Below are 19337 nucleotides of genomic sequence, written 5' to 3'. Positions count from 1 at the left end.
AATAAACGTTTTTAAACTTTTTGCGTGCTCATCGACAAGGAGAACAGTCATGATTAGAGGTATAGAAAACTCTGTCGTTCCGACGACATTACCGGGCAATACTAAAGAAACTCGCCCTGATAAACCTGATGATGTTGTACAAAAACATGACATCCCCCCTCATCTGAAAACCGACGGCAACGAAATTCAACAACAGAGCCTTGATCTTTCAAGCCGAACCGTTACTGATTTGAATGCAGATATAAAAAGCCCATTACCCAATGCGCGCGAGGCAGACGCAAAAGTAACCAGCAAAACTCAGACAAGGCAAAAACTGGCAAACAAACACAGTTCACAAGTATTAAAGCAATGTTTTGATCCCAGCGAATCACAAAAACGCAAGACTTCTGAGACAGCCTCGCACAGCCAAAGTGCCCCTGAGGCCAGTGAACACGTTGGACAAGATGAACGTCCCTTAGAACTGAACACTCCTCGCAAACCCTACCCAGGTAGTTCCAGGCGTCGACGTGAAGCCCATATGGATAATAACCCCTGGGGCAACTACTATGCGACCTATGCCAATGTACCGCGTACGTTTAGACCGGAAACTGTCCAGATTGGCAACCAGAAACTGATAACGCTGGATACATCACAATCATTTATTGATCCGGATCTGGAAGGAGACAGGAAAGATTTGGAACACCATAACTTCAGGTACCTGGTTGATTTTTTGAACAAAAACAACGAAATCAAATACATTGTTGATATTGGCTGTGGTGACGGAAAAAAATCCCTGTTAATGCAAAATTATCTCAAAGAAGAGGGAGTTCAGATTAAAGTGATTCCTGTTGATATTGCCAATGCTTATGACAATGTATATAACCACAACAAGCCACTGCCCATCAACATTATCCCGGCTCAGGAAATTGCTGGCGCTACACCAGCAACCACTTTGTTTACCGCCATACGCCCTTTTACCGAAGAGGACCGGGAAGCAGAGCAACTGACCAGGGAAATTGCACAGGGAAAAACCGATTATTACCTAACCACACTCCTGAAAAACAATCCCGGCTGTTTTGTACTGACCACCGAAGATCCGTACGCATCTTCACCCCAGCGTTATATTCCCCCGGAAATGGTGTACACCAGACATTACCATGCATTCGCAAATGCCTTTTCGCCGCACAATTATGAGACATTGTCTGATCGTCAAGCAAAGGCTGCGGAGATAAATGCAGAAAACGGTGATATTTACCGTTTAAACCAGTTGCTGGCAAAATTTCCTACTAGAAATCGGGATATTTATTTGTACTCGATCCCTCTAATCAGGATAAGGTTGCAAAAGGACTTACCCGGAGAACCTGAGCAACTTTCGCCAGAGAAAATCTTCAATTCGTATCTTGATCAGATGAGACTTTTCGAGCCTGTAAAACCATTTCTTAGAATTAAATATGACTTAGCAGTAAAGAATTTAGAGATGCGTTGCTGGCATGTTTATCGTCAGGATATTACTACCTCAGAAGTTACCGAGCAAGGCACTAAAGAGCCCTGATTTTTTAAATTGAAACTAATAGACAGCCCGGTTTATGAATGGAACTCTCTATTGATATTCTGGTCTAAAAAGTAAGGACAACCTTTAAACCAGTTCATTCTGAGTAAGCGTTTGTAGTCTTATTACATGCTCATCGACTAGGAGTATAGTCATGATTAGAAGTATGGACACTGCCAATTTCCAGGCTCCGACAACAGAACAGGGAATTACAAGAGAAACTCCCCCTGACAAAACTGATCATGTCAGGCAAAAACGTGACATCGAGCCTCAATTAAAAACCGACGTCGATGGAATTCAGGAACAACAGGCCGCCAGTCTTTCAAGCCGTACCATTACTGGTTTAAACCCTCATTCTGCGCCGTACCCTGAAACTCGCTCCTATGCTTGTACCCTTATGGATAATAATCCCCGGCGCAATTGCTGTGCGAGACATGCCAATGTATCGGGTACGGCTGAACCGAAAACTGCCCAGATCGGCAACCAGAAGCTGATAACACTGGATACTTCGCAATCATTTGTTAATTCAACCCAGGAGGCAGACAGGGAGTATTTGGAACTCTTTAACTTCAGCTTCCTGGTTGATTTTTTGGACAAAAACAGCGGAATCAAATACATCGTTGATATTGGCTGCGGTAACGCAAAAATATCTCTGTTAATGCAAAACTATCTCAATGAGCTGGAACGTCAGATTAAAGTGATTCCTGTGGATATCGCAAATTTTTACAGTCGTTCCTATGCAGTTTTCTTCAACAAGCCACTGCCTATCAACATAATCCCGGCCCAGGAAATTGCTGGCGCTACACCGGCAACCACTTTGTTTACCGTTTTACATCCTTTTACCGGCACGCCTTCAGAAGAAGAAAAACTCTCCGGGGAGATTGTACGGGGGGAAACTGACTATTACATCACCACACTCATAAAAAACAATCCCGGTTGTTATGTCCTGGCCACCGAAGATCCCTATGCATCCTCACCCCAGCTTTATATTCCCCCGGAACTGGTGTACACCAAACATTACCATGCATTACCGAATTGCGTTTCGTCGGAAGATATTGAGACAAAATCCCTTCAAGAGGCAAAAGCTGCAGAGATGAATGCAGAAAATGGTGATATTGACCGGTTAAACCAGTTTCTGGCAAAACTTCCTGAGCAACGGAGTCATTATCTCGCTATGACTTCTGCAATTACAGAGAGATTACAACGGCAAATGGACTTAAAACCCAGGCTATTCACGCCGGATTACATTTTTAATGCTTATCTCTGGGGAAAAAGGCTAGACAATAAGGCAATCAGGTCTCGCGCTCATATCAAATCTGTCCTGGAAAATTATGGACTGGAGCTGCGTTGCTGGCATGTTTATCGTCAGGACATCAGTGCCTCAGAAGTGACCAGCGAAACTGCGAAAGAGCCCTATTCTTCAAATTGAAGCTGCCAGACACCCTCTCCAGCCTGGGAACGAGCCGTCAACAACGCCCGGTTTATGGATTGAACTAATAACTAGTACTTTGGTCTAAATATGTAAGCACAGACTAAAACCGGCTCAAGCTGAATAAAATGTTTGATCTTATTGATGACTCATCGACAAGGAGAAATGTCATGATTAGAAGTATGGACACTGCCAATATACAGGCTCCGACGACACAACAGGAATTTACCAGAGAAACTCCCCCTGACAAACCTGATCATGTCAGGCAAAAACATAACATCGCCCCACAATTGCAAACCGACGGCGATGGAATTCAGGAACAACAGGCCGCCAGTCTTTCAAGCCGTACCATTACTGGCTTGAACCCTCATTCTGCGTCGTCACCTGAAACTTACTGGGAATGTGAGCATATGGATAATAATCCCCGGCGTTATTGCTGTGCGAGCTATGCCAATGTACCCGGTACGTCTGAACCGAAAACTGTCCAGATCGGCAACCAGAAACTGATGACACTGGATACTTCGCAATCATTTGTTAATCAGGCCCTGGAGGCAAACAGGAGTCATTTGGAACTCTATAACTTCAGCTTTCTGGCTGATTTTTTAAGCAAAAACAGCGAAATCAAATACATTGTTGATGTTGGCTGTGGTTTTGGAAAAATATCCCTGTTAATGCAAAACTATCTCAAAGAGCTGAACCCCCAGATCAAAGTAATTCCTGTAGATATCGGAAATGCTTATGCTATGCGGGATGGAACTTACTGTGACGACCCGCTGCCCATCAACATAATCCCGGCTCAGGAAATTGCTGGCGCTAATCCTGCGACCACTTTGTTTACCGCTATACACCCTTATACCGGCTTGCCTTCGGAAGAAGTACAACTTTGTAAAGAGATTGCACAGGGGAAAACTGATTTTTATCTCACCACACTCATAAAAAACAATCCTGGTTGTTTTGTCCTGATCACCGAAGACCCGCACGCATCCTCACCCCAGCAATATATTCCCCCGGAACTGGTGTACACCAAACATTACCACGCGCTCGCTCAAAGCATTACGCTGGAGGAGCGTGAGACAGAACCCCGTCGCCAGGCAATAGCCGCAGAAATGAACGCAGAAAACGGTGATATCTACCGGTTAAACCAGTTGCTGGCAACACTTCCTTCGCAGCAGGGTATTTATCTGTTTTTTACCTCCATAAATACAGAAAGGCTTGAACGGGAAATATCCTTAGCACCCTGGCAATACTCGCCGGATTATATCTTCCATTCGGCTCTTGAACCCATGTCACAGGACGTGGGGATTAGATCCTACGAAAACATCAAATCTGAGGTCGCAATACATAACCTGGGGCTGTTTTGCTGGCATGTCTATCGCAAGGATGTCAGTGCCTCATAAACTTCCAGCCAGGCGGCTAAATCAAATTGAAGCTACCGGAGGGCTGTCGACCGGACAGCCCGGTTTTGTGGTGGGGATACACAGGCCGGGCTGTTCTAGAAACAGTTTGTAGGTCTCGGCAGACCTGCAATTCTGGCAGCCAGTTTGGCGGGACTGCCGGGAAACAGCTTCATCAGATAGAGACTGTTCCCCTTCTCTTTTCCCAGCTGGTTGGCAACATACTTAACAAAAGGTCTTTGACTGGGAGCGTGTTCAAATTGCTGATAATACTCTCTGAGCAGATTAAGGACTTCCCAGTGCTCATCGGTCAGAATAATATGGTCTTCAGCCGCTAACTGACCCGCTACCTCTGGATTCCAGTCACTGAGGTTGACCAGATAACCGTCTTTATCAAGCTTCAAATCCGACATATTCTAAAACCAGCTCACCACCTTGTCGTTGGCCTCCGTCAGCTCAACAAATCCCTGATGGTCCACCATACCAATATCCAGATCGTCTCTGTTTGTGATTCCCCGGGCCAGTACATCCGCCTCCAGCACATAGACGGTTACATGCCTGAGAAGATCTGATAACACATCACTGGCTTCGTACAAAGCGTAAACGCCCTCTTCCAGAAGCAGAACACTGTCACCGGCATTAAGGGCTCTCAGGCAGAGCTCCAGGGGTTGTCCGGTTTTATTGACCGTATGCAGAGTAGCCATCAGAAACTCAATACCTTATCTTGCTGTGCCAGGAAAGAGGCCACCGCGTCCCCTTCCAGAAGTGTGTACAGGGGTAATAACTGCTCTGGATCAAGGTGACGCTCTGTCAGCGATTCTCCATCCACATAAACTGTTTCAATGCCATAGAGCTCCAGGGATTGAAAAAGGGCTGAAAGTTTTTTCCTTTGCAGCTGTCCGGGAGACTGCCCATCCAGGATCTGATAAACACCATCCCCCATCAGCAACAGACGGGTTGGGATCTCATAGGATGCAGAAACCAGCACAGCGTCCAGGGCTTCTTTGGCAAATTGACCACGGTAAGGGGCCTGAGTCGATATAATACAAATGGATTGACTCATGCTTAGTCTCCAAAAGTAACCAGACGATCGGCCACAATCGTCGCTTCAATTAACTGACCCAGTCCCGAGAGATCGTACTCATCTCTGAGATTGCTTCCCGACAGTTCGTACCTTTCGGCTTCTTCAGTATTCACCACACCTCTGCGCAAAGCCGCTGCGACGCAGACAACGGCATCAATACCCTGCTCTGTTATCAGCTTTTGCCATTGCTCTGGCAGATTCACCTCATCCTGTGGTGGAGAAACCAGGCTGGAAGCATTGTGCACACCCTCCTGATAAAAAAAGACCCGAATAATCTCATGGCCACAAGCCAGCAGGGCCCTGGCAAAAGAAAGCGCTGTCAGTGAAGACTGCCCGGTGCCGGAAGCACCATATACAGCCAGTGCGTATTTCATTCAAAGACTCCCTTCGACAAAAAAATACCCCGGGGATACCGGGGTATTTATATGGGCCATCGAATACTTAGTCGTCAGACATGCCCAGCAGAGAAAGCAGAGCCGTAAACAGATTGTAGATATTCAGATACAAAGAGACGGTAGCGCGGATATAGTTAGTTTCGCCGCCGTGGATGATACGGCTGGTATCAAACAGGATAAAACCGGACATCAGCAATACAATGGCAGCAGACAGTGCCATAGATGCCGCCGGGATCTGGAAGAAGATCAGAGCGATACTGGCGATTACGGCCACAATCAGGCCAACCATAAGGAAACCACCCATAAATGAGAAGTCTTTACGGGTAACCAGCACATAGGCTGACAGGGCAAAGAATACGACGGCTGTTCCACCCAGAGCCTGCATCACTAAAGAAGGACCATTAGGCAGAGCCAGGTAGAAGTTCAGCATTGGGCCAAGGGCTGCGCCCAGAACACCGGTGAAAGCAAAAACAGCCACCAGACCTTTGCCTGAGTCAGCGGTTTTATTGACAACGAAAATCAGACCAAAACCTACCAGGCTGAGCACCAGGGCAGTGATACGGCTGATTTCCAGCGCCATGGCCACACCAGCAGTAAATGCACTGAATAGCAGTGTCATACCCAGCAACAGGTAGGTGTTGCGCAAAACACTGTTGATCTCAATGCCGCTGCCAACCTGTGTCGGCCTTGACGCTATAACGGTAGATTTTCGTTCCATCTTTTTATTCCTCACGTTGGGAGATATATAAGGAGTATACCAGAGCTGAACATGTCGGCTATATCCAAAACTTCGTTTTACATGATGCCCACAGTACCCTGATGGCGTTACAAAATCGTAACAATCGTTACTTTTTCCGATGCTTTGCCATAAATATTTTTCCATTCAGGAGATATCCTTTGGTTTTCAAGGGTTTGACAGTTGATCGTTTTCAGGTAATATTCATTCCCGTTGCTGCGGAGGGATGGCTGAGCGGTTGAAAGCACCGGTCTTGAAAACCGGCGTGGGTTAATAGCCCACCCAGGGTTCGAATCCCTGTCCCTCCGCCATATTTAAATTTCCTTTGAAATCAGATATCTGTAGGCAGTTACTTGGGTGACAGCTTGCCTTTACTGTGAATTTTCACCTGATACGGTGGGTTGGCTGAGTGGTTGAAAGCACCGGTCTTGAAAACCGGCGTAGGTTAATAGCCTACCCAGAGTTCGAATCTCTGACCCACCGCCATCTATCACGAAAACGTCTGGAATCATGCTGGTCTGTTTGCGAGTTTCATTTGTTTGAAACCTTATTGCTTCAGACATCCTTATCTGAACGCTTTATTTAAGACTCCAGATCTTCGGAATTTTTCAATCATCATCAAATAGAGTGAATATCTCCCTGGCATTACGGGTGGTTGCAGCAGCAATCTCTTCAGCATCTACACCCAGTACTACACTCAGTGCATGGACCACATAGGGCAGATTAGCAGGAACATTATCAACTCTTTTTTTACTACCCTTCACAGGATTATCTTTTCGGGGCATCACCTGGAAGGGGCATAAAAATGGTGCATCAGTCTCAATCATCAGACGATCCCGCAGAACATCCCATCCAACAGTACGCAATGCTTCCACCAGATCTCTGTTGCAGCCACCAGCAATCCATCCTGTAATTCCAATAGAGCACCCCAGATCGATGTAATCTTGCAGAGCCTCGCTATTGCCGGTGAAACAGTGAACGCAGGCCATTTTTTTCGCGGGCAGTTGCTCAATATAATCCACCAGAATTTCCTTGAAATCGTCATGAGCGTCACGCTCATGCAAAAACAACGGTTTTTTCATTTCTACAGCCAGTGCCAGCTGCTGCCGAAAAGCTTCTTTTTGATCTTTCTCAGGCGAGTAATTTCGATCGTAATCAAGCCCGCACTCACCCACTGCGACGCAGCGATTGCGATCCTTCTTGAGCATTTTTCTCATCGCCGGGATGCCACCCTCTTTTAAAAAGTCTTTGGCATCGTGAGGATGACAACCCACGGTGTAGTATAAAGAACATCGAGAGGCATCAGAGGAATCGGCAATAGCTGTTGCCTGATCAGTTGCTTTGCCTGGCACAGGGGAGGATTTCCCCCATTTCATGACCTCATTTTGGGTCTGTCTGGATATCGGGATAGATGCACCGGTTAAAATTATAGTGCCGACCCCCGAACGGGCAGCATCAGCAACAACTGCGTGCAAGTTTTGAAACCTACTATTCCCGACCAGATTGGCACCAATATCTATCAGCGGAGTATCATACCGGGGTCTCTCCAGCAGAGATTTCAGTTTTACTTTTGCCCCTTCTTTTGCAGGAGTTAACTGAAAACCAGTGGAAGTATCACCTCTGCCAGAATCAGTCAGCTGCAAGCCGGCCCGGGTTGAGTTCTTGCGATATCGGAACTTAAGTCCTATGTCAACCAAAGCCTGCTGCCCCTGAGCTGCACCCGGACTTGGGTTATTACGATGACGGGTAGCACAGGGTGGATACCCGGCAACAGACTTACCCGCGAAACCAGAGCGCTTTTTCTTTTTGCCTTTCCGTGCCCGTGAATCAGCGACCAACACCCAGTCTCCTTGCGAACCCTTTCCGTCAGAATGATGCCTGGCATTTTGTACATCTTTCCTGTGAGCGTCGGAGTCCGTAGTTACAGAGCTCAGTTTGCTTGTTTCTGATGACTGATACCAGGGATGTGCCGCTGCTGAATTATCAACACCTTTTGCCACAAGCTCCGGTATTTTCTTTTCTCCTCTCATTACAGGAGGCGATCCTTTAGTCACTTCCTGCTCATCGAGTTGAGATTCACGATTCAGGCATTTGAGACACTTATTGGAGGCTACAGCAGGTTTATTACAATGTTGGCATAACCCGGTGTTGGGTGACCCTCCTGACCCATCATCTCCTCCACTCCTTCTTCCACTGCGGCTGCCTTGATTTTGCCGACCATAACCTCTTTGAGATTGGGCATTGGTCGGTGGTTTCACACTAAGGTCAGCCATTGCCTTCTCAACCTGAGCGGTTTCTCCGGAGCAACCGATCACTGAGGGGCAATGGCCCGGAAAAACAGATACACTTCGTAATTGTTTAGGACTTAGGATGAACTCTTGCTTTGCATAGCGACTGTAGTCTTCTGGTTGCAGCGATTGTGCCGGGTTGCTGCCCAGGTAATGATCAAATGCAGCTTCCGGATTAGCGGGATTTCCGGACAATGCCAGAAAAAGTTCTGAACTCCGTTCAAGATTTGCCGCCCTTATCCTGTTCCACAGTTCCTGCGAAATTATGATCGCCTGCTCATTCCAACCCTGCCTGATTTTAAGCACAATCCGGTTATCCCAGACCTGTTTTTTAACAGTCTGACCGTCAGTATCAGGGACAGGCACCAGCACCATTCTGCTGACCAGTTCACTCACCCATTCAAAAGAGTAAAGTGGAGCCAACCCGTTTCCCGGCCTTTTCTTGAATAAATCGTCTAAATCATCACCACCGCCAAAACCGCTACCACCAGAAGAGCTTGCGAATGGCTGGCTGTTATCAGCATTATCAGCGGCTCCGGGTATTAAAAAAGGGCCATCTAAACGCGTTTTGTCATCAAGATAATCAGGGCCATTTTTAACAGTTTGTTTGCTTCGGAAAAAAATTTCGACAAATGATGCTTTTTTGTTTCCGTAAGTAATACTGCCATACATATTGCTTCTCGAAGGCGACGGTAAACCAGTGCTTTCTGAAACTATACCGCTACATTCCGGCTCTAAAACCCATCCATTGTCATTGTTTTCAATGGCCAGAACCAGCGACTTATTACCTGTCGGCAAGCGCCAACTGGCCGAGTACTCATGTTGCCAGCGATCACTGTCTGGCGCCAATGGAACCAGCCTCACTCCCCCGTTTTGTATATCCGGCATAGCCTGGCCCGTCAGAGCCTCTGCAATTACCGGGGGGTAAGGCAAGTTTCCCGTTGAAAATGCAGGTGGCGTCCTGAAACAAAAATTAAACAAGTCGCCTGGTTGGCCATTGAGGATGATATAAAGCTGATTGTTCTCCAGTTCAGAAATTGTTTTGATGTTCTCGTCAAACGCCTTGCGATCATAACTAAGATGAAGAGGCGGACTGCCACCTATAAATGACAGTTTGCTAATCCCTTCCGATGCCTCACTCTTTTTTTTAATGGCTTTGGAGGAACTCAACCAGCCAGTCCAGCTCAATAGGTTGGTAAATTCAGCACTGTGAGCAACAAACGGCAAAATGACAGACACTACGAACAAGAGAAACAGGTGAGTCATAGTGAGAAATCTTGCTGTTTTCATAATTGGATTTGCCTGCAGGCTTTATTAATTGAGACATAACAATAGACCCTAAATTTGAAGATATTTAATTTATCTTCCTTTTATTTTCGTACCTGTCAGAAAACGCTGGTCCCCCAAAAATGGCTTCATATTTCTGTATCACCCTATGCTAAATTTTCCCAATGAACCTGTTCTTTGGAGTCAATACCATGATACAGAAAGAATATGTACGCTGTGCTGTATTGATTGTCGCACTGGTAATTTGTTCGGCTGCACAGGCAAAAACCGCTGTTTTATATTTTAAAAGCAATACAGATAACAGCTACTGGGCCATCCACACGGATGACGGTAAGTGTATGGATGATAATCCTATGGATGATATTGGTTTCAATGGACTTAGAACCCGGGTTCCGCCGGGAGCAGTGACACATATATACTATTCCTCGTCGATTGTTCACTGCGCATGGCATCAGTCCTGGTTCGATTTCACTGTCAGTGATGTCCATGGACATAAGGCACTCATAAGGTGGTACAAGCACGCAGATAGCGAATTACCTTTTTTATGGATACGTACCGACCCCGACCATCTTATTAAAGACTGGTATTCGACGTATCATGATGACAGTGTGTCACGGGGAGGATATTACTCTACAACTATTGCCCTAAGCTATTGAGATAGCTGGACAGACTCGCCCCCTGACCCTCCGCCATTAAAAAAAGCCCCTGACCAGCATAAAAAGTGGTCAGAGGCTTTTTTCATTTCAATAACTCCGTGCTATCACTGCTGCAGAGAAAATGCTTATGCTGCGCCAGACACTCTTCAGCAACACTTCTCAATTGTTCTTCAACAACTCAAGCTGCAAAATGGACTGTTCAAATCCCTGACCGGCGGCCAATTTATAATAGGTTTCAGAAAGCTCTTTGTTCATGGGAATACCATGACCCATCTGGTACATTCTGGCCACCCAATGCTGAGCACAGTCCAGCCCATTGTCGGCTTCTACTTTGAGTACCTCAAACGCTTTGGCATAATCACCTGCGATATAGATGGCCAGACCTGATGAACAGCGTTTATTATCTACCACCTGTTCAGCCATCAAATGCAATGGCAATAAAATCAGCAATAGTGCTAATCCCTTAGCCTTCATGTCAAACACTCCCTGTTTGTTATGTGTGCTTCCCATATTGACAGAAAATTAACAAAGAAATGAAATTTTTCTTCTCAAATTTGCGTTATCAACCATAGCTGCTCAAACCGTGCACTCAAGCTGAAGCCGACTGATCTTTTGAGTCAGCTCTTCATAAACAAGCTGCCTGAACCAGATATGAGCCGGTTCTTTCATATACCTCTCATGCCAGATGATTGAGTAGGTAAAAGGCTTTTGCTCCATGGGAAAAGGCAGTATCGCCAATCCATAGTGACTGGCACAGCTTCTCACCAACCCATAAGGTGCTGTCAATATATAATCGGTATTGGCTACCAGAGCCAGTGCGGCAATAAAGTGCGGCACCCTCAGGGCAATTCGCCTGGACAATCCCCGCTCTTCCAACAGGTAGTCAACAGCACCCTTACGCTCCCCCCCCATGGTAATCAGTGCGTGGGAATGGCTGGCATAGCGCTCAATATCCATGCCCTGCTCCAGCAGAGGGTGTGAATCTCTGACAACACAGGCAAACTTGTCTTGACCTATTCCTCGCCCATGAATCATTGCCGGCGCGTCAGTGATAGAGCAGACAGCCAGATCGACATTCTGCTGATCCATCTGATGGAGCAAATGCGAACGCCAGGGCACAATTTCGAGCGAAATTCCCGGAGCCTCACGACTTAGCCTCCTGATGACTTCAGGCAGTAATACGTGAGCCCCATAATCTGAAGAGGCCATTCGAAAGCTGTGCTCAGACTCTGCCGCTATGAAACGGGGAGGCTCAATTAACTGGCTGATGTCTTGCAATGATTTTTGCAAGTCCAGGGCTATACCCTGGGCCCGTGGTGTCGGTGCCAGCCCCTGGGGAGTCCGGGTGAACAAAGGGTCATCAAAAAGTACCCGAAGTCTGGCCAGACTTCGACTGATGGCAGGCTGAGTCAGATTTAATCGACCAGCAGCACGGGTCACACTTCGCTCTTCCATCAGGACCTGCAACACCGGCAGCAAATTTAAGTCGGAAGACGACAGATTATCAACAGGCAAACTCATTACTCACAATCATGATCAATATAACAATGATGCATTGGAGTCATATTGAGTACAACGATAAATTATCCCCTGAACTATCTGTTTCAGGACATTCGTTCATGTTTATAGAGAAAAATTGCGAGATTCATCTTGCCAGACGCCCCGAAGGTTTGCCAGACAGCACCTGCTTCAAACTGGTTTCTCAGCCCGTTGCAGAGCTGAAAGAGGGTGAAGTTCTGGTTAAAAACCTTTGGATGTCTGTTGACCCCTACATGCGTGGACGCATGGTCGATCGCAAAAGCTATGTGCCACCCTTTGCATTGGATGCCACCCTCGAAGGTGCAGCCATCGGCGAAGTCATAGAGTCACGAAATCCATCCCTGCCGACAGGTAGCAAAGTGTCCAGCATGAAAGGCTGGCGCGAGTATTTCATTTCTGATGATAAAGACCTTCAATTGCTACCCCAGACAGAAATTGACGATCAGGCCTTCCTGGGAATAATGGGTATGCCTGGCATGACAGCCTGGGTGGGATTAACACAAATTGCAGAACTGAAAAAAGGTGACCGTGTTTTTGTTTCTGCTGCATCCGGAGCAGTAGGGTCGACCGTCTGCCAGATTGCAAAGCTCAAGGGTTGTTATGTTGTCGGCAGTGTTGGCTCCGATGATAAAGCCCGTTACCTGCAGGAAGAATTGAAAGTCGATGCAGTGGTCAATTACAAGACCGTACCTGACCTGGCGAATGCCATTGCCGAAGCCTGCCCTGAAGGCATTGATGTCTATTTTGACAATGTCGGCGGCCAGCAACTTGAAGCCGCCCTCAATCTAATGAACGATCATGGACGTATAGCTGTATGCGGCATGATCGATCAATACAACTCAACTGCTCCTGTTCCCGGACCAGCCAATCTGGCTCAGATAATTGTAAAAAAACTGAAAATGCAGGGCTTTATTGTGTTCGAACATTGGGAGCATTACCCCGAGTTTGTCCAACAGATGGGCCACTGGATACAGGAAGGCAAGATCTCCTGGAAAGAAACGGTTTTTGAAGGTATCGAGCAGGCCCCTGAAGCTTTTCTCGGGCTTTTCTCTGGCATTAATACCGGCAAAATGCTCGTTAAACTCAGCTAATCAGTATTAGGTTTAATCATGAAAAACTTTTCATTTCACAACCCAACACGCATTCACTTTGGCAAAGGCATGATCGCCCGTATTGCTGATGAAGTCCCTCGTAATGCCAGAATTCTGATCACCTATGGCGGTGGTAGCATTAAAAAGAACGGCACTCTTGATCAAGTCAGGGAAGCCCTGAAAGAGCATACGTCCATTACCGAGTTTGGCGGTATTGAGCCTAACCCTTCCTTTGAAACACTGATGGAAGCGGTTGCTCTGGCAAAACAGGAAAACATTGATTTCTTGTTGGCCGTAGGTGGTGGCTCGGTCATTGATGGCACAAAGTTTATTGCCGCAGCCATTCCATTTGAAGGAGATCCCTGGACCATTCTCAGTGAGCACGCCAGGATTCATCAGGCCATACCTGCTGGCAACGTTCTTACCCTTCCGGCAACAGGCTCGGAAAGTAACTCAGGGTCAGTTATTACCCGCAGAGCCACCAATGACAAGTTGGCTTTTAGCAGCCCCGAAGTCTTTCCACAATTTACTGTGCTGGATCCGGAAACCACTTATAGCCTTCCGCAAGGCCAGACCGCTAACGGTGTCGTAGACGCCTTTGTCCACGTAATGGAGCAGTATCTGACGACCCGCGAAAATGCCCCTGTTCAGGATCGCTATGCCGAAGGTTTGCTGTTAACCCTGATTGAGCAAGGCCCGGTTGTACTCAAACAACCCCAGGAATATGAATCCAGAGCCACCATCATGTGGGCTGCAAATCAGGCCTTGAATGGTCTGATTGGCGTGGGTGTGCCCCATGACTGGTCTACTCATATGATTGGCCACGAGATCACTGCCCTGTTTGGCCTCGACCATGCCCAGACACTGGCCATCGTGCTCCCCTCAGTGATGCATGTCATGAGAGAAGAGAAAGCGTCCAAGCTGCTTCAGTATGCTGACAGGATCTGGGGTATTAAGGAAGGCAACGACCAGGAGAAGATGGATTCAGCCATCAGCAAAACCCGCGAATTCTTTGAACAGATGGGTATTAAAACGCGTTTGTCCGATTATGGCATTGAGGAAAGCGCCATCGCTGACCTTGTTGATCAGCTGAAACGGCACAAAATGACTGCACTGGGAGAAAAGCAGAATATTACTCCTGAAGTTGCCACCAAAATTCTCAGGCATGCCGCCTGACCATATGGAGATGAACTTATGAAGGTGTTATTCGTCCTGACATCCCATGACAAGCTGGGAGATACAGGTGAGAAAACGGGTTTCTGGATCGAGGAGTTTGCAGCGCCCTACTATGTGTTTGCGGATCACAATGCCGAGGTAACCCTCGCATCCCCGAAGGGTGGCCAGCCGCCCATTGACCCTAAAAGTGCCCAGCCGGACTCTCAGACTGCAGCCACAAAAAGGTTTGATTCGGACGGTGCCCTGAAAAACAAGCTGTCAAATACCTTAAAGCTGTCTGAGGTTTCTGCTGACGAATACGATGCCATCTTTTATCCGGGTGGCCATGGCCCTTTATGGGATCTGGCCCATGACAAAAACTCTATAGCCCTGATAGAAGCATTCGCGAAACAGGGGAAGCCTGTCTCTGCCGTATGTCATGCACCAGCCGTTTTGCTGAATGCAAAGAAAGGAGACAATACACCACTGATCAGTGGCAAGAGAGTCACCGGTTTCAGCAACAGCGAAGAGGCCGCTGTAGGTTTAACCGATGTGGTTCCCTTTCTTCTGGAAGATGAGCTCAAAAACAAGGGAGGCCAATACAGCCAGGGAGATGACTGGTCACCCTACTGTATTACCGATGGTTTACTGGTAACTGGGCAAAATCCAGCTTCTTCAGAAGCTGTTGCAGAAGTTGTCCTGTCGATGCTTAGCTGACGCTGGCATTCAGGGCCTGCTTTGGTATTCTCTTTTCAAAGCAGGCTTTGGAAACAGCCACTCTCTTCTCTTATGAAGTAACCTGACCAACAATGCCTCTGACCAACAATGCCTCTGACCAACAATGCCTCTGACTATCAATGCCTCTGACTATCCGGGAAAATCAATACTAATTAACTACCAGGGAATCAGGGAGCCGTCGTATGCCAGAAACTGACCAGTCTGCTCAGAACTTAAACGAAGAATCACCTCCAACATCCTCTGGGCTGAGTGCTGCGAAGAGAAGAGCTTTTCCGGTGGAACATTTTTTTTAAATGGCTCGGTAAGCTGAGTATCTACCGTTCCGGGATGAATGGCCACAATACAACCATCGGGCTTTTTTCTTCGCCACTCATGGCTGAGTGTTTTCAACACCATATTAAGAGCCGATTTCGATGCCCTGTAGCTGTACCAACCCCCCACCCTGTTATCTTCAATACTACCCACCCTTGCAGACAGTGCAACAAACCGGGGGCATTCACTGCCCTTAAAATTTTTCAGGAAGTAACGGGCCAAAAAAAGTGTCGACAGAACATTCACTGCCATTGTTTTGTGAAAAAAATCTGAATCTATCTGAGTAATCGATTTTTCAGGCATCTGAGTGGGAGTATGCAGCATTCCCGAAGCATTGATAATCCAGTCAATTGGCCCAACGCTATCGGCAAGCTGTTCAACGGAATCGGCATCGGTAAGGTCTGACCTGTGCCATTGAACGGAGTTTACGGAATTATTATTTTCTGGAGAGTTTTTGGAATCCGGAGAGCTTCTGAAAAAAGTGGCATGTACTTGCGCTTCTGGCATTTCATGCACGATCTCTTCGACAAAGGCCCGACCAATTCCACCACTGCCACCAGCAACCAGTATTTTCATAGAAGCCTCAATTAGATGCGTCACTCATCCTACGCATTCCGGTGAATCTGGATCACATTTTATCGCAATAATCAATTTAACTGGCTCCCGCGCTCCACATGGGAACCTGCTACCGACATTCATCAGAGATTAGACAATGGATTGGCTGACTCTCCCCAGGGAGGGGTAAACATTTCGACTACTTTTTCCTGAGGAACCTCTTCAATCACTGGATAAGCCCATTGTGGCTGATTATCCTTATCCACCAGAAGCGCTCTGACCCCTTCCTGAAAATCGCCTTTCAGCACACAGTTGATGGAGAGCAAGAGTTCACTCTGAAAGACTTCCTTCAAAGAGACATGCCGACTCTTTTTAAATTGCTCGTAGGCAACCACAGCCGACAGAGCCGAACCCGTCAGAGCTATATTACGTGCCTGCTCAAGCCAGCTGTCTTCTGTTTCCAGCGCTTTCAGATCAGCAATGATCGCCGAAAAGTTTGACTTGTCCATCATTCGGGCTATTAAATCACGGTGTTCCCTGATCTTGGAGTAAGGCAACCAGCCAGCACTGTTATCTGCATAATATTGAACAACATCAGAGGTCACCTGATAATGGTCTCCGGACCAGTCAGCCTCCTGAAGTGATTCCAGCACATTTTTTCTAAAGGCATGATCAATAAATCGGTTAGCCAGACCCAGGTACATAGCATCCGCAGGATTTAAACGACACCCGGTCAAAGCCATAAACAGACCAATTTTTGCGGGCAGGCGATTCAAGATCCATGAACCACCGACATCCGGATAAAGTCCTATCGTAATTTCAGGCATGGCCATAACAGAAGTGTCGGTCACTACACGAAAGTCTGCCCCGGCCATGAGGCCAAAACCGCCCCCCATAATGACTCCGTTACCCCAGCAGATCACGGGTTTTCGGTAGGTATGAATCAGGTAGTCAAGACGGTATTCTTTTTCAAAAAACTGCCCCGGGGCACTGGTATCCCCATCAAGAACACTTTGCCTGAGAGAACGGACATCTCCACCCGCACAAAACGCTTTTTCCCCAGCCCCCTGAAGAAAAATACAGACGATTTTGTTGTCTTCCTGCCATTCACTGAATTGTTCATAAAGGCTGTCTAACATCGCTTTGTCGAGAGAGTTAAGATTGCCCTCAGCATTCAGAGTGATAACACCAACTTTATGCCCGGAGGCTGTATCGAGCCTGTCAAATAGGACCTTTTTGGTCATTTCTTCTTCTCCTGCAATGACCGGCGATAAACCGTTCAATCGTTATTCTGTGCTCACCCAGGGTCACTGGATAGGTAGTTCTCTCACTGATCCACTATATGAGACCAACGTGGGCTTTTCAAACCTGATCTGATCTACATCAACCACACCAGTGCATTTGCCGATAGCAAAATAAAGGCCCCTCCTATTCTTGAAGAGACCTGTGCATAAGGCATGAGATACATACGACGGCTGGCTGATAATACCGCCACATCTCCGGTTCCCCCCATATTTGCCATACACAGCCCCGCCGTTACAGAGGCTTCTATGGGATAAAAACCCAGTATTTTTCCAGCCAGTCCTGCACCCAGTATGGCCCCTGTGACAGTCGTCACTACCAGAATGAAATACTGCAAAGAGATCACTTGTGCAATCTGATGAAGATCCGTAAAGCCTATTCCTATACAGGCAAGTAAAGCAGGCGTAAGAGACATCACCATAAAATCGCCCCACAGAGCAGCTCCTTCTTCAACGCTGGAAGGAAACACTCCCAGCGCTTTGACAAGGCCGACAGAGAAAATCATTAAGGCGTAAGGATGCAGAGAAATGAACAGACTGAGCAAATAACCCAAAACGTAGAAACCGCTCGCAACAAAAAGTCCGATCCCTATCTTCGCCAGATCGGGAACAGGCTCGACTTTATCTTCATGACGCTCTTCATGGCGCTCTTCATGAGGCTCTTCATGGGGCTCTTCATGGAGAGTGGCCTTCTGACTTTTCATCAGTTTGCCATTGCCTGTCAGACCGGGCTTGATCTTTCCCAGCCTTTCCAGCAACCCCGCTGCAATAATGGCGACCAGATTACCCAGTACAACCGCCGGAACCATTTTTGACAAAACCGTCGTAGCGTCGGAGTTCAGAATATTGGCAAAGATCTCTGCCAGCGGGACAGCTCCAGCGCCCATACCGGCACCCAAGATGGGTAATCCAACATAGAAGACCGCTTCAACAAAGCCAGTACCAATGAGCATACCTGCCAGCACCACCAGAGTAATGGCACCCAGAAAACCGCCGACGATCACCGGTAAATACCAGAGTGCTGATCGCAGCAGCAGCTGCCTGTCCATACCGAACAAACTGCCGGTAATAAGACCTGATATAAACAAAGTGAGAAAACCCTGATTTCGGACAAAATCAGAGACGCTGTCACAGGGGGATAGTGGCGCTCTTTCGGGGAGACATTTCTTTCAGGCAGAAAAACCGGTAGATTCTTAAGGTGGGGTTTAAGAAAAGTGTGGCTGTGGAGGATAATTTGGCGACACTAATTACTTCTTACCTATTTTTACCAATTTTTGGGTGGCCTGCGTGAACAATGGAAAACCCTCAGTATCTCTACTCTCTCGAGGTCGAGCCTAACACGATAAGGAACAACATACCTTGTGTTTGGCACAACCAACTCTCTTGTCCCAGAAACCCTTCCAGCTCGACCCGCTGAAGGATTATCAGCAAGACTTAAAACGGCCTTGTGTATTCTCTCCAAAATTTTTTGTGCCGCTGCTGGATCATCATGTGAAATGTAATCTAATTCATTATTCAGACTTTCTAGTGCTTTTCTAAGCCACTTACTCTCCATTCTCTAGCCCCCAGCGATCAAAAAGCCCCTGAACCTCTTGATCGCTAGCGAATTCTTCTGAATTTGCTTCCTTAACAGCAAGCTTTATCTCATCCACCTGCCACTCATTGAGTTCCACAAAATCTTTGATTGCCTCCGCTGCGAGAAAGGATTTTGATCTTTGCATGGCCTCAGAAAGCTTTTCCAAACGATCTTTGAGACTGTCTTCAAGCCTGATTGTCATAGTGGAATTCATATTGTGTGCCTCCATTGTGTTCGCATGTACACAAAATAGTACACCTGCAAGAAAAGTCC

19 protein-coding genes, 2 tRNA genes and 1 pseudogene are annotated in these 19337 nt (G+C 47.1%); 9 read left to right on the top strand and 13 right to left on the bottom strand.

The genetic code is table 11. The features are described from left to right. Positions 1-49: 49 nt before the first annotated feature. From ACO6V5_RS04865 to ACO6V5_RS04855, 3 genes are all read left to right on the top strand, one after another. Positions 50-1531: a hypothetical protein gene (locus ACO6V5_RS04865; protein ID WP_422134075.1), complete on the top strand. Its 1482-nt coding sequence runs from the start codon at positions 50-52 to the stop codon at positions 1529-1531. Positions 1532-1682: 151 nt separating this feature from the next. Beyond that, positions 1683-2957 carry a hypothetical protein gene (locus tag ACO6V5_RS04860; protein ID WP_422409303.1) on the top strand — a complete coding sequence of 425 codons (1275 nt, stop codon included), beginning with the start codon at positions 1683-1685 and terminating at the stop codon, positions 2955-2957. A 170-nt stretch (positions 2958-3127) separates the two neighbouring features. Continuing rightward, positions 3128-4354, top strand: coding sequence for a hypothetical protein (locus ACO6V5_RS04855; RefSeq protein ID WP_422409301.1), 1227 nt, complete (start codon positions 3128-3130; stop codon positions 4352-4354). A gap of 95 nt (positions 4355-4449) precedes the next feature. Here the strand turns inward: ACO6V5_RS04855 and ACO6V5_RS04850 are convergent, their stop codons facing one another. The 5 genes from ACO6V5_RS04850 to ACO6V5_RS04830 all read right to left on the bottom strand — a co-directional run bounded on the left by ACO6V5_RS04850 (position 4450) and on the right by ACO6V5_RS04830 (position 6548). After that, complete coding sequence (locus ACO6V5_RS04850) at positions 4450-4764, bottom strand: TusE/DsrC/DsvC family sulfur relay protein (RefSeq protein ID WP_422134078.1); 315 nt, start codon at positions 4762-4764, stop codon at positions 4450-4452. A gap of 3 nt (positions 4765-4767) precedes the next feature. Then, positions 4768-5055: a sulfurtransferase complex subunit TusB gene (tusB, locus tag ACO6V5_RS04845; RefSeq protein ID WP_422134079.1), complete on the bottom strand. Its 288-nt coding sequence runs from the start codon at positions 5053-5055 to the stop codon at positions 4768-4770. Next, positions 5055-5414 (bottom strand): sulfurtransferase complex subunit TusC, encoded by a 360-nt coding sequence (tusC, locus tag ACO6V5_RS04840; RefSeq protein ID WP_422134080.1) that lies wholly within the window; start codon positions 5412-5414, stop codon positions 5055-5057. Before tusC ends, tusB begins: the two co-directional genes overlap by 1 nt. A gap of 2 nt (positions 5415-5416) precedes the next feature. Further along, complete coding sequence (gene tusD / locus ACO6V5_RS04835; RefSeq protein WP_422134081.1) at positions 5417-5809, bottom strand: sulfurtransferase complex subunit TusD; 393 nt, start codon at positions 5807-5809, stop codon at positions 5417-5419. Positions 5810-5876: 67 nt separating this feature from the next. Beyond that, the gene (locus ACO6V5_RS04830) at positions 5877-6548 is read right to left on the bottom strand and encodes a Bax inhibitor-1/YccA family protein (protein ID WP_317146175.1); all 672 of its coding nucleotides are present in this window, start codon (positions 6546-6548) and stop codon (positions 5877-5879) included. 238 nt (positions 6549-6786) lie between these two features. Here ACO6V5_RS04830 and ACO6V5_RS04825 point away from each other — a divergent pair. Continuing rightward, positions 6787-6877, top strand: a tRNA-Ser gene (locus ACO6V5_RS04825). Between the two features lie 84 nt (positions 6878-6961). Continuing rightward, positions 6962-7052, top strand: a tRNA-Ser gene (locus tag ACO6V5_RS04820). Positions 7053-7174: 122 nt separating this feature from the next. On the opposite strand, the gene ACO6V5_RS04815 is transcribed toward ACO6V5_RS04820, so the two are convergent. Beyond that, positions 7175-10120 carry a TatD family hydrolase gene (locus tag ACO6V5_RS04815; protein WP_422441859.1) on the bottom strand — a complete coding sequence of 982 codons (2946 nt, stop codon included), beginning with the start codon at positions 10118-10120 and terminating at the stop codon, positions 7175-7177. 212 nt (positions 10121-10332) lie between these two features. On the opposite strand from ACO6V5_RS04815, the gene ACO6V5_RS04810 reads away from it, so the two are divergent. Further along, a complete protein-coding gene (locus ACO6V5_RS04810) occupies positions 10333-10797 on the top strand; it encodes a hypothetical protein (RefSeq protein ID WP_422134083.1) in 465 nt (154 codons plus the stop codon). A gap of 159 nt (positions 10798-10956) precedes the next feature. Here the strand turns inward: ACO6V5_RS04810 and ACO6V5_RS04805 are convergent, their stop codons facing one another. Then, positions 10957-11271 carry a hypothetical protein gene (locus ACO6V5_RS04805; RefSeq protein WP_422134084.1) on the bottom strand — a complete coding sequence of 105 codons (315 nt, stop codon included), beginning with the start codon at positions 11269-11271 and terminating at the stop codon, positions 10957-10959. A 102-nt stretch (positions 11272-11373) separates the two neighbouring features. Continuing rightward, positions 11374-12318 carry a LysR family transcriptional regulator gene (locus ACO6V5_RS04800; RefSeq protein ID WP_422134085.1) on the bottom strand — a complete coding sequence of 315 codons (945 nt, stop codon included), beginning with the start codon at positions 12316-12318 and terminating at the stop codon, positions 11374-11376. A gap of 98 nt (positions 12319-12416) precedes the next feature. On the opposite strand from ACO6V5_RS04800, the gene ACO6V5_RS04795 reads away from it, so the two are divergent. Genes ACO6V5_RS04795 through ACO6V5_RS04785 form a run of 3 tightly spaced genes read left to right on the top strand, consistent with a single transcriptional unit; the run spans position 12417 to position 15299 of the window. Then, the gene (locus tag ACO6V5_RS04795) at positions 12417-13427 is read left to right on the top strand and encodes an NADP-dependent oxidoreductase (RefSeq protein ID WP_422409295.1); all 1011 of its coding nucleotides are present in this window, start codon (positions 12417-12419) and stop codon (positions 13425-13427) included. An 18-nt stretch (positions 13428-13445) separates the two neighbouring features. After that, a complete protein-coding gene (locus ACO6V5_RS04790; protein WP_422134087.1) occupies positions 13446-14603 on the top strand; it encodes an iron-containing alcohol dehydrogenase in 1158 nt (385 codons plus the stop codon). A gap of 18 nt (positions 14604-14621) precedes the next feature. Further along, complete coding sequence (locus ACO6V5_RS04785; RefSeq protein ID WP_422134088.1) at positions 14622-15299, top strand: type 1 glutamine amidotransferase domain-containing protein; 678 nt, start codon at positions 14622-14624, stop codon at positions 15297-15299. Positions 15300-15476: 177 nt separating this feature from the next. Here the strand turns inward: ACO6V5_RS04785 and ACO6V5_RS04780 are convergent, their stop codons facing one another. The 5 genes and pseudogenes from ACO6V5_RS04780 to ACO6V5_RS04760 form a co-directional block, all read right to left on the bottom strand. Then, positions 15477-16208 carry an SDR family NAD(P)-dependent oxidoreductase gene (locus ACO6V5_RS04780; RefSeq protein WP_422134089.1) on the bottom strand — a complete coding sequence of 244 codons (732 nt, stop codon included), beginning with the start codon at positions 16206-16208 and terminating at the stop codon, positions 15477-15479. A gap of 122 nt (positions 16209-16330) precedes the next feature. Beyond that, entirely contained in the window at positions 16331-17431 is a 1101-nt protein-coding gene (locus ACO6V5_RS04775) for an enoyl-CoA hydratase/isomerase family protein (RefSeq protein ID WP_422409292.1), read from the bottom strand. Positions 17432-17565: 134 nt separating this feature from the next. Continuing rightward, positions 17566-18609: pseudogene (locus ACO6V5_RS04770) on the bottom strand (2-hydroxycarboxylate transporter family protein); the annotation flags it as partial. 143 nt (positions 18610-18752) lie between these two features. Continuing rightward, entirely contained in the window at positions 18753-19043 is a 291-nt protein-coding gene (locus ACO6V5_RS04765; protein WP_422134091.1) for a type II toxin-antitoxin system RelE/ParE family toxin, read from the bottom strand. Next, positions 19033-19266 carry a CopG family ribbon-helix-helix protein gene (locus ACO6V5_RS04760; RefSeq protein ID WP_422134092.1) on the bottom strand — a complete coding sequence of 78 codons (234 nt, stop codon included), beginning with the start codon at positions 19264-19266 and terminating at the stop codon, positions 19033-19035. Before ACO6V5_RS04760 ends, ACO6V5_RS04765 begins: the two co-directional genes overlap by 11 nt. Between the last annotated feature and the right edge of the window lie 71 nt (positions 19267-19337).

It is taken from the genome of Endozoicomonas sp. ALD068 (assembly GCF_049310145.1).
Classification (GTDB): Bacteria; Pseudomonadota; Gammaproteobacteria; order Pseudomonadales; family Endozoicomonadaceae; genus Endozoicomonas_A.
Note: the sequence above shows the minus strand (reverse complement) of the source record. Positions and strands in the feature narration are given on the sequence as shown.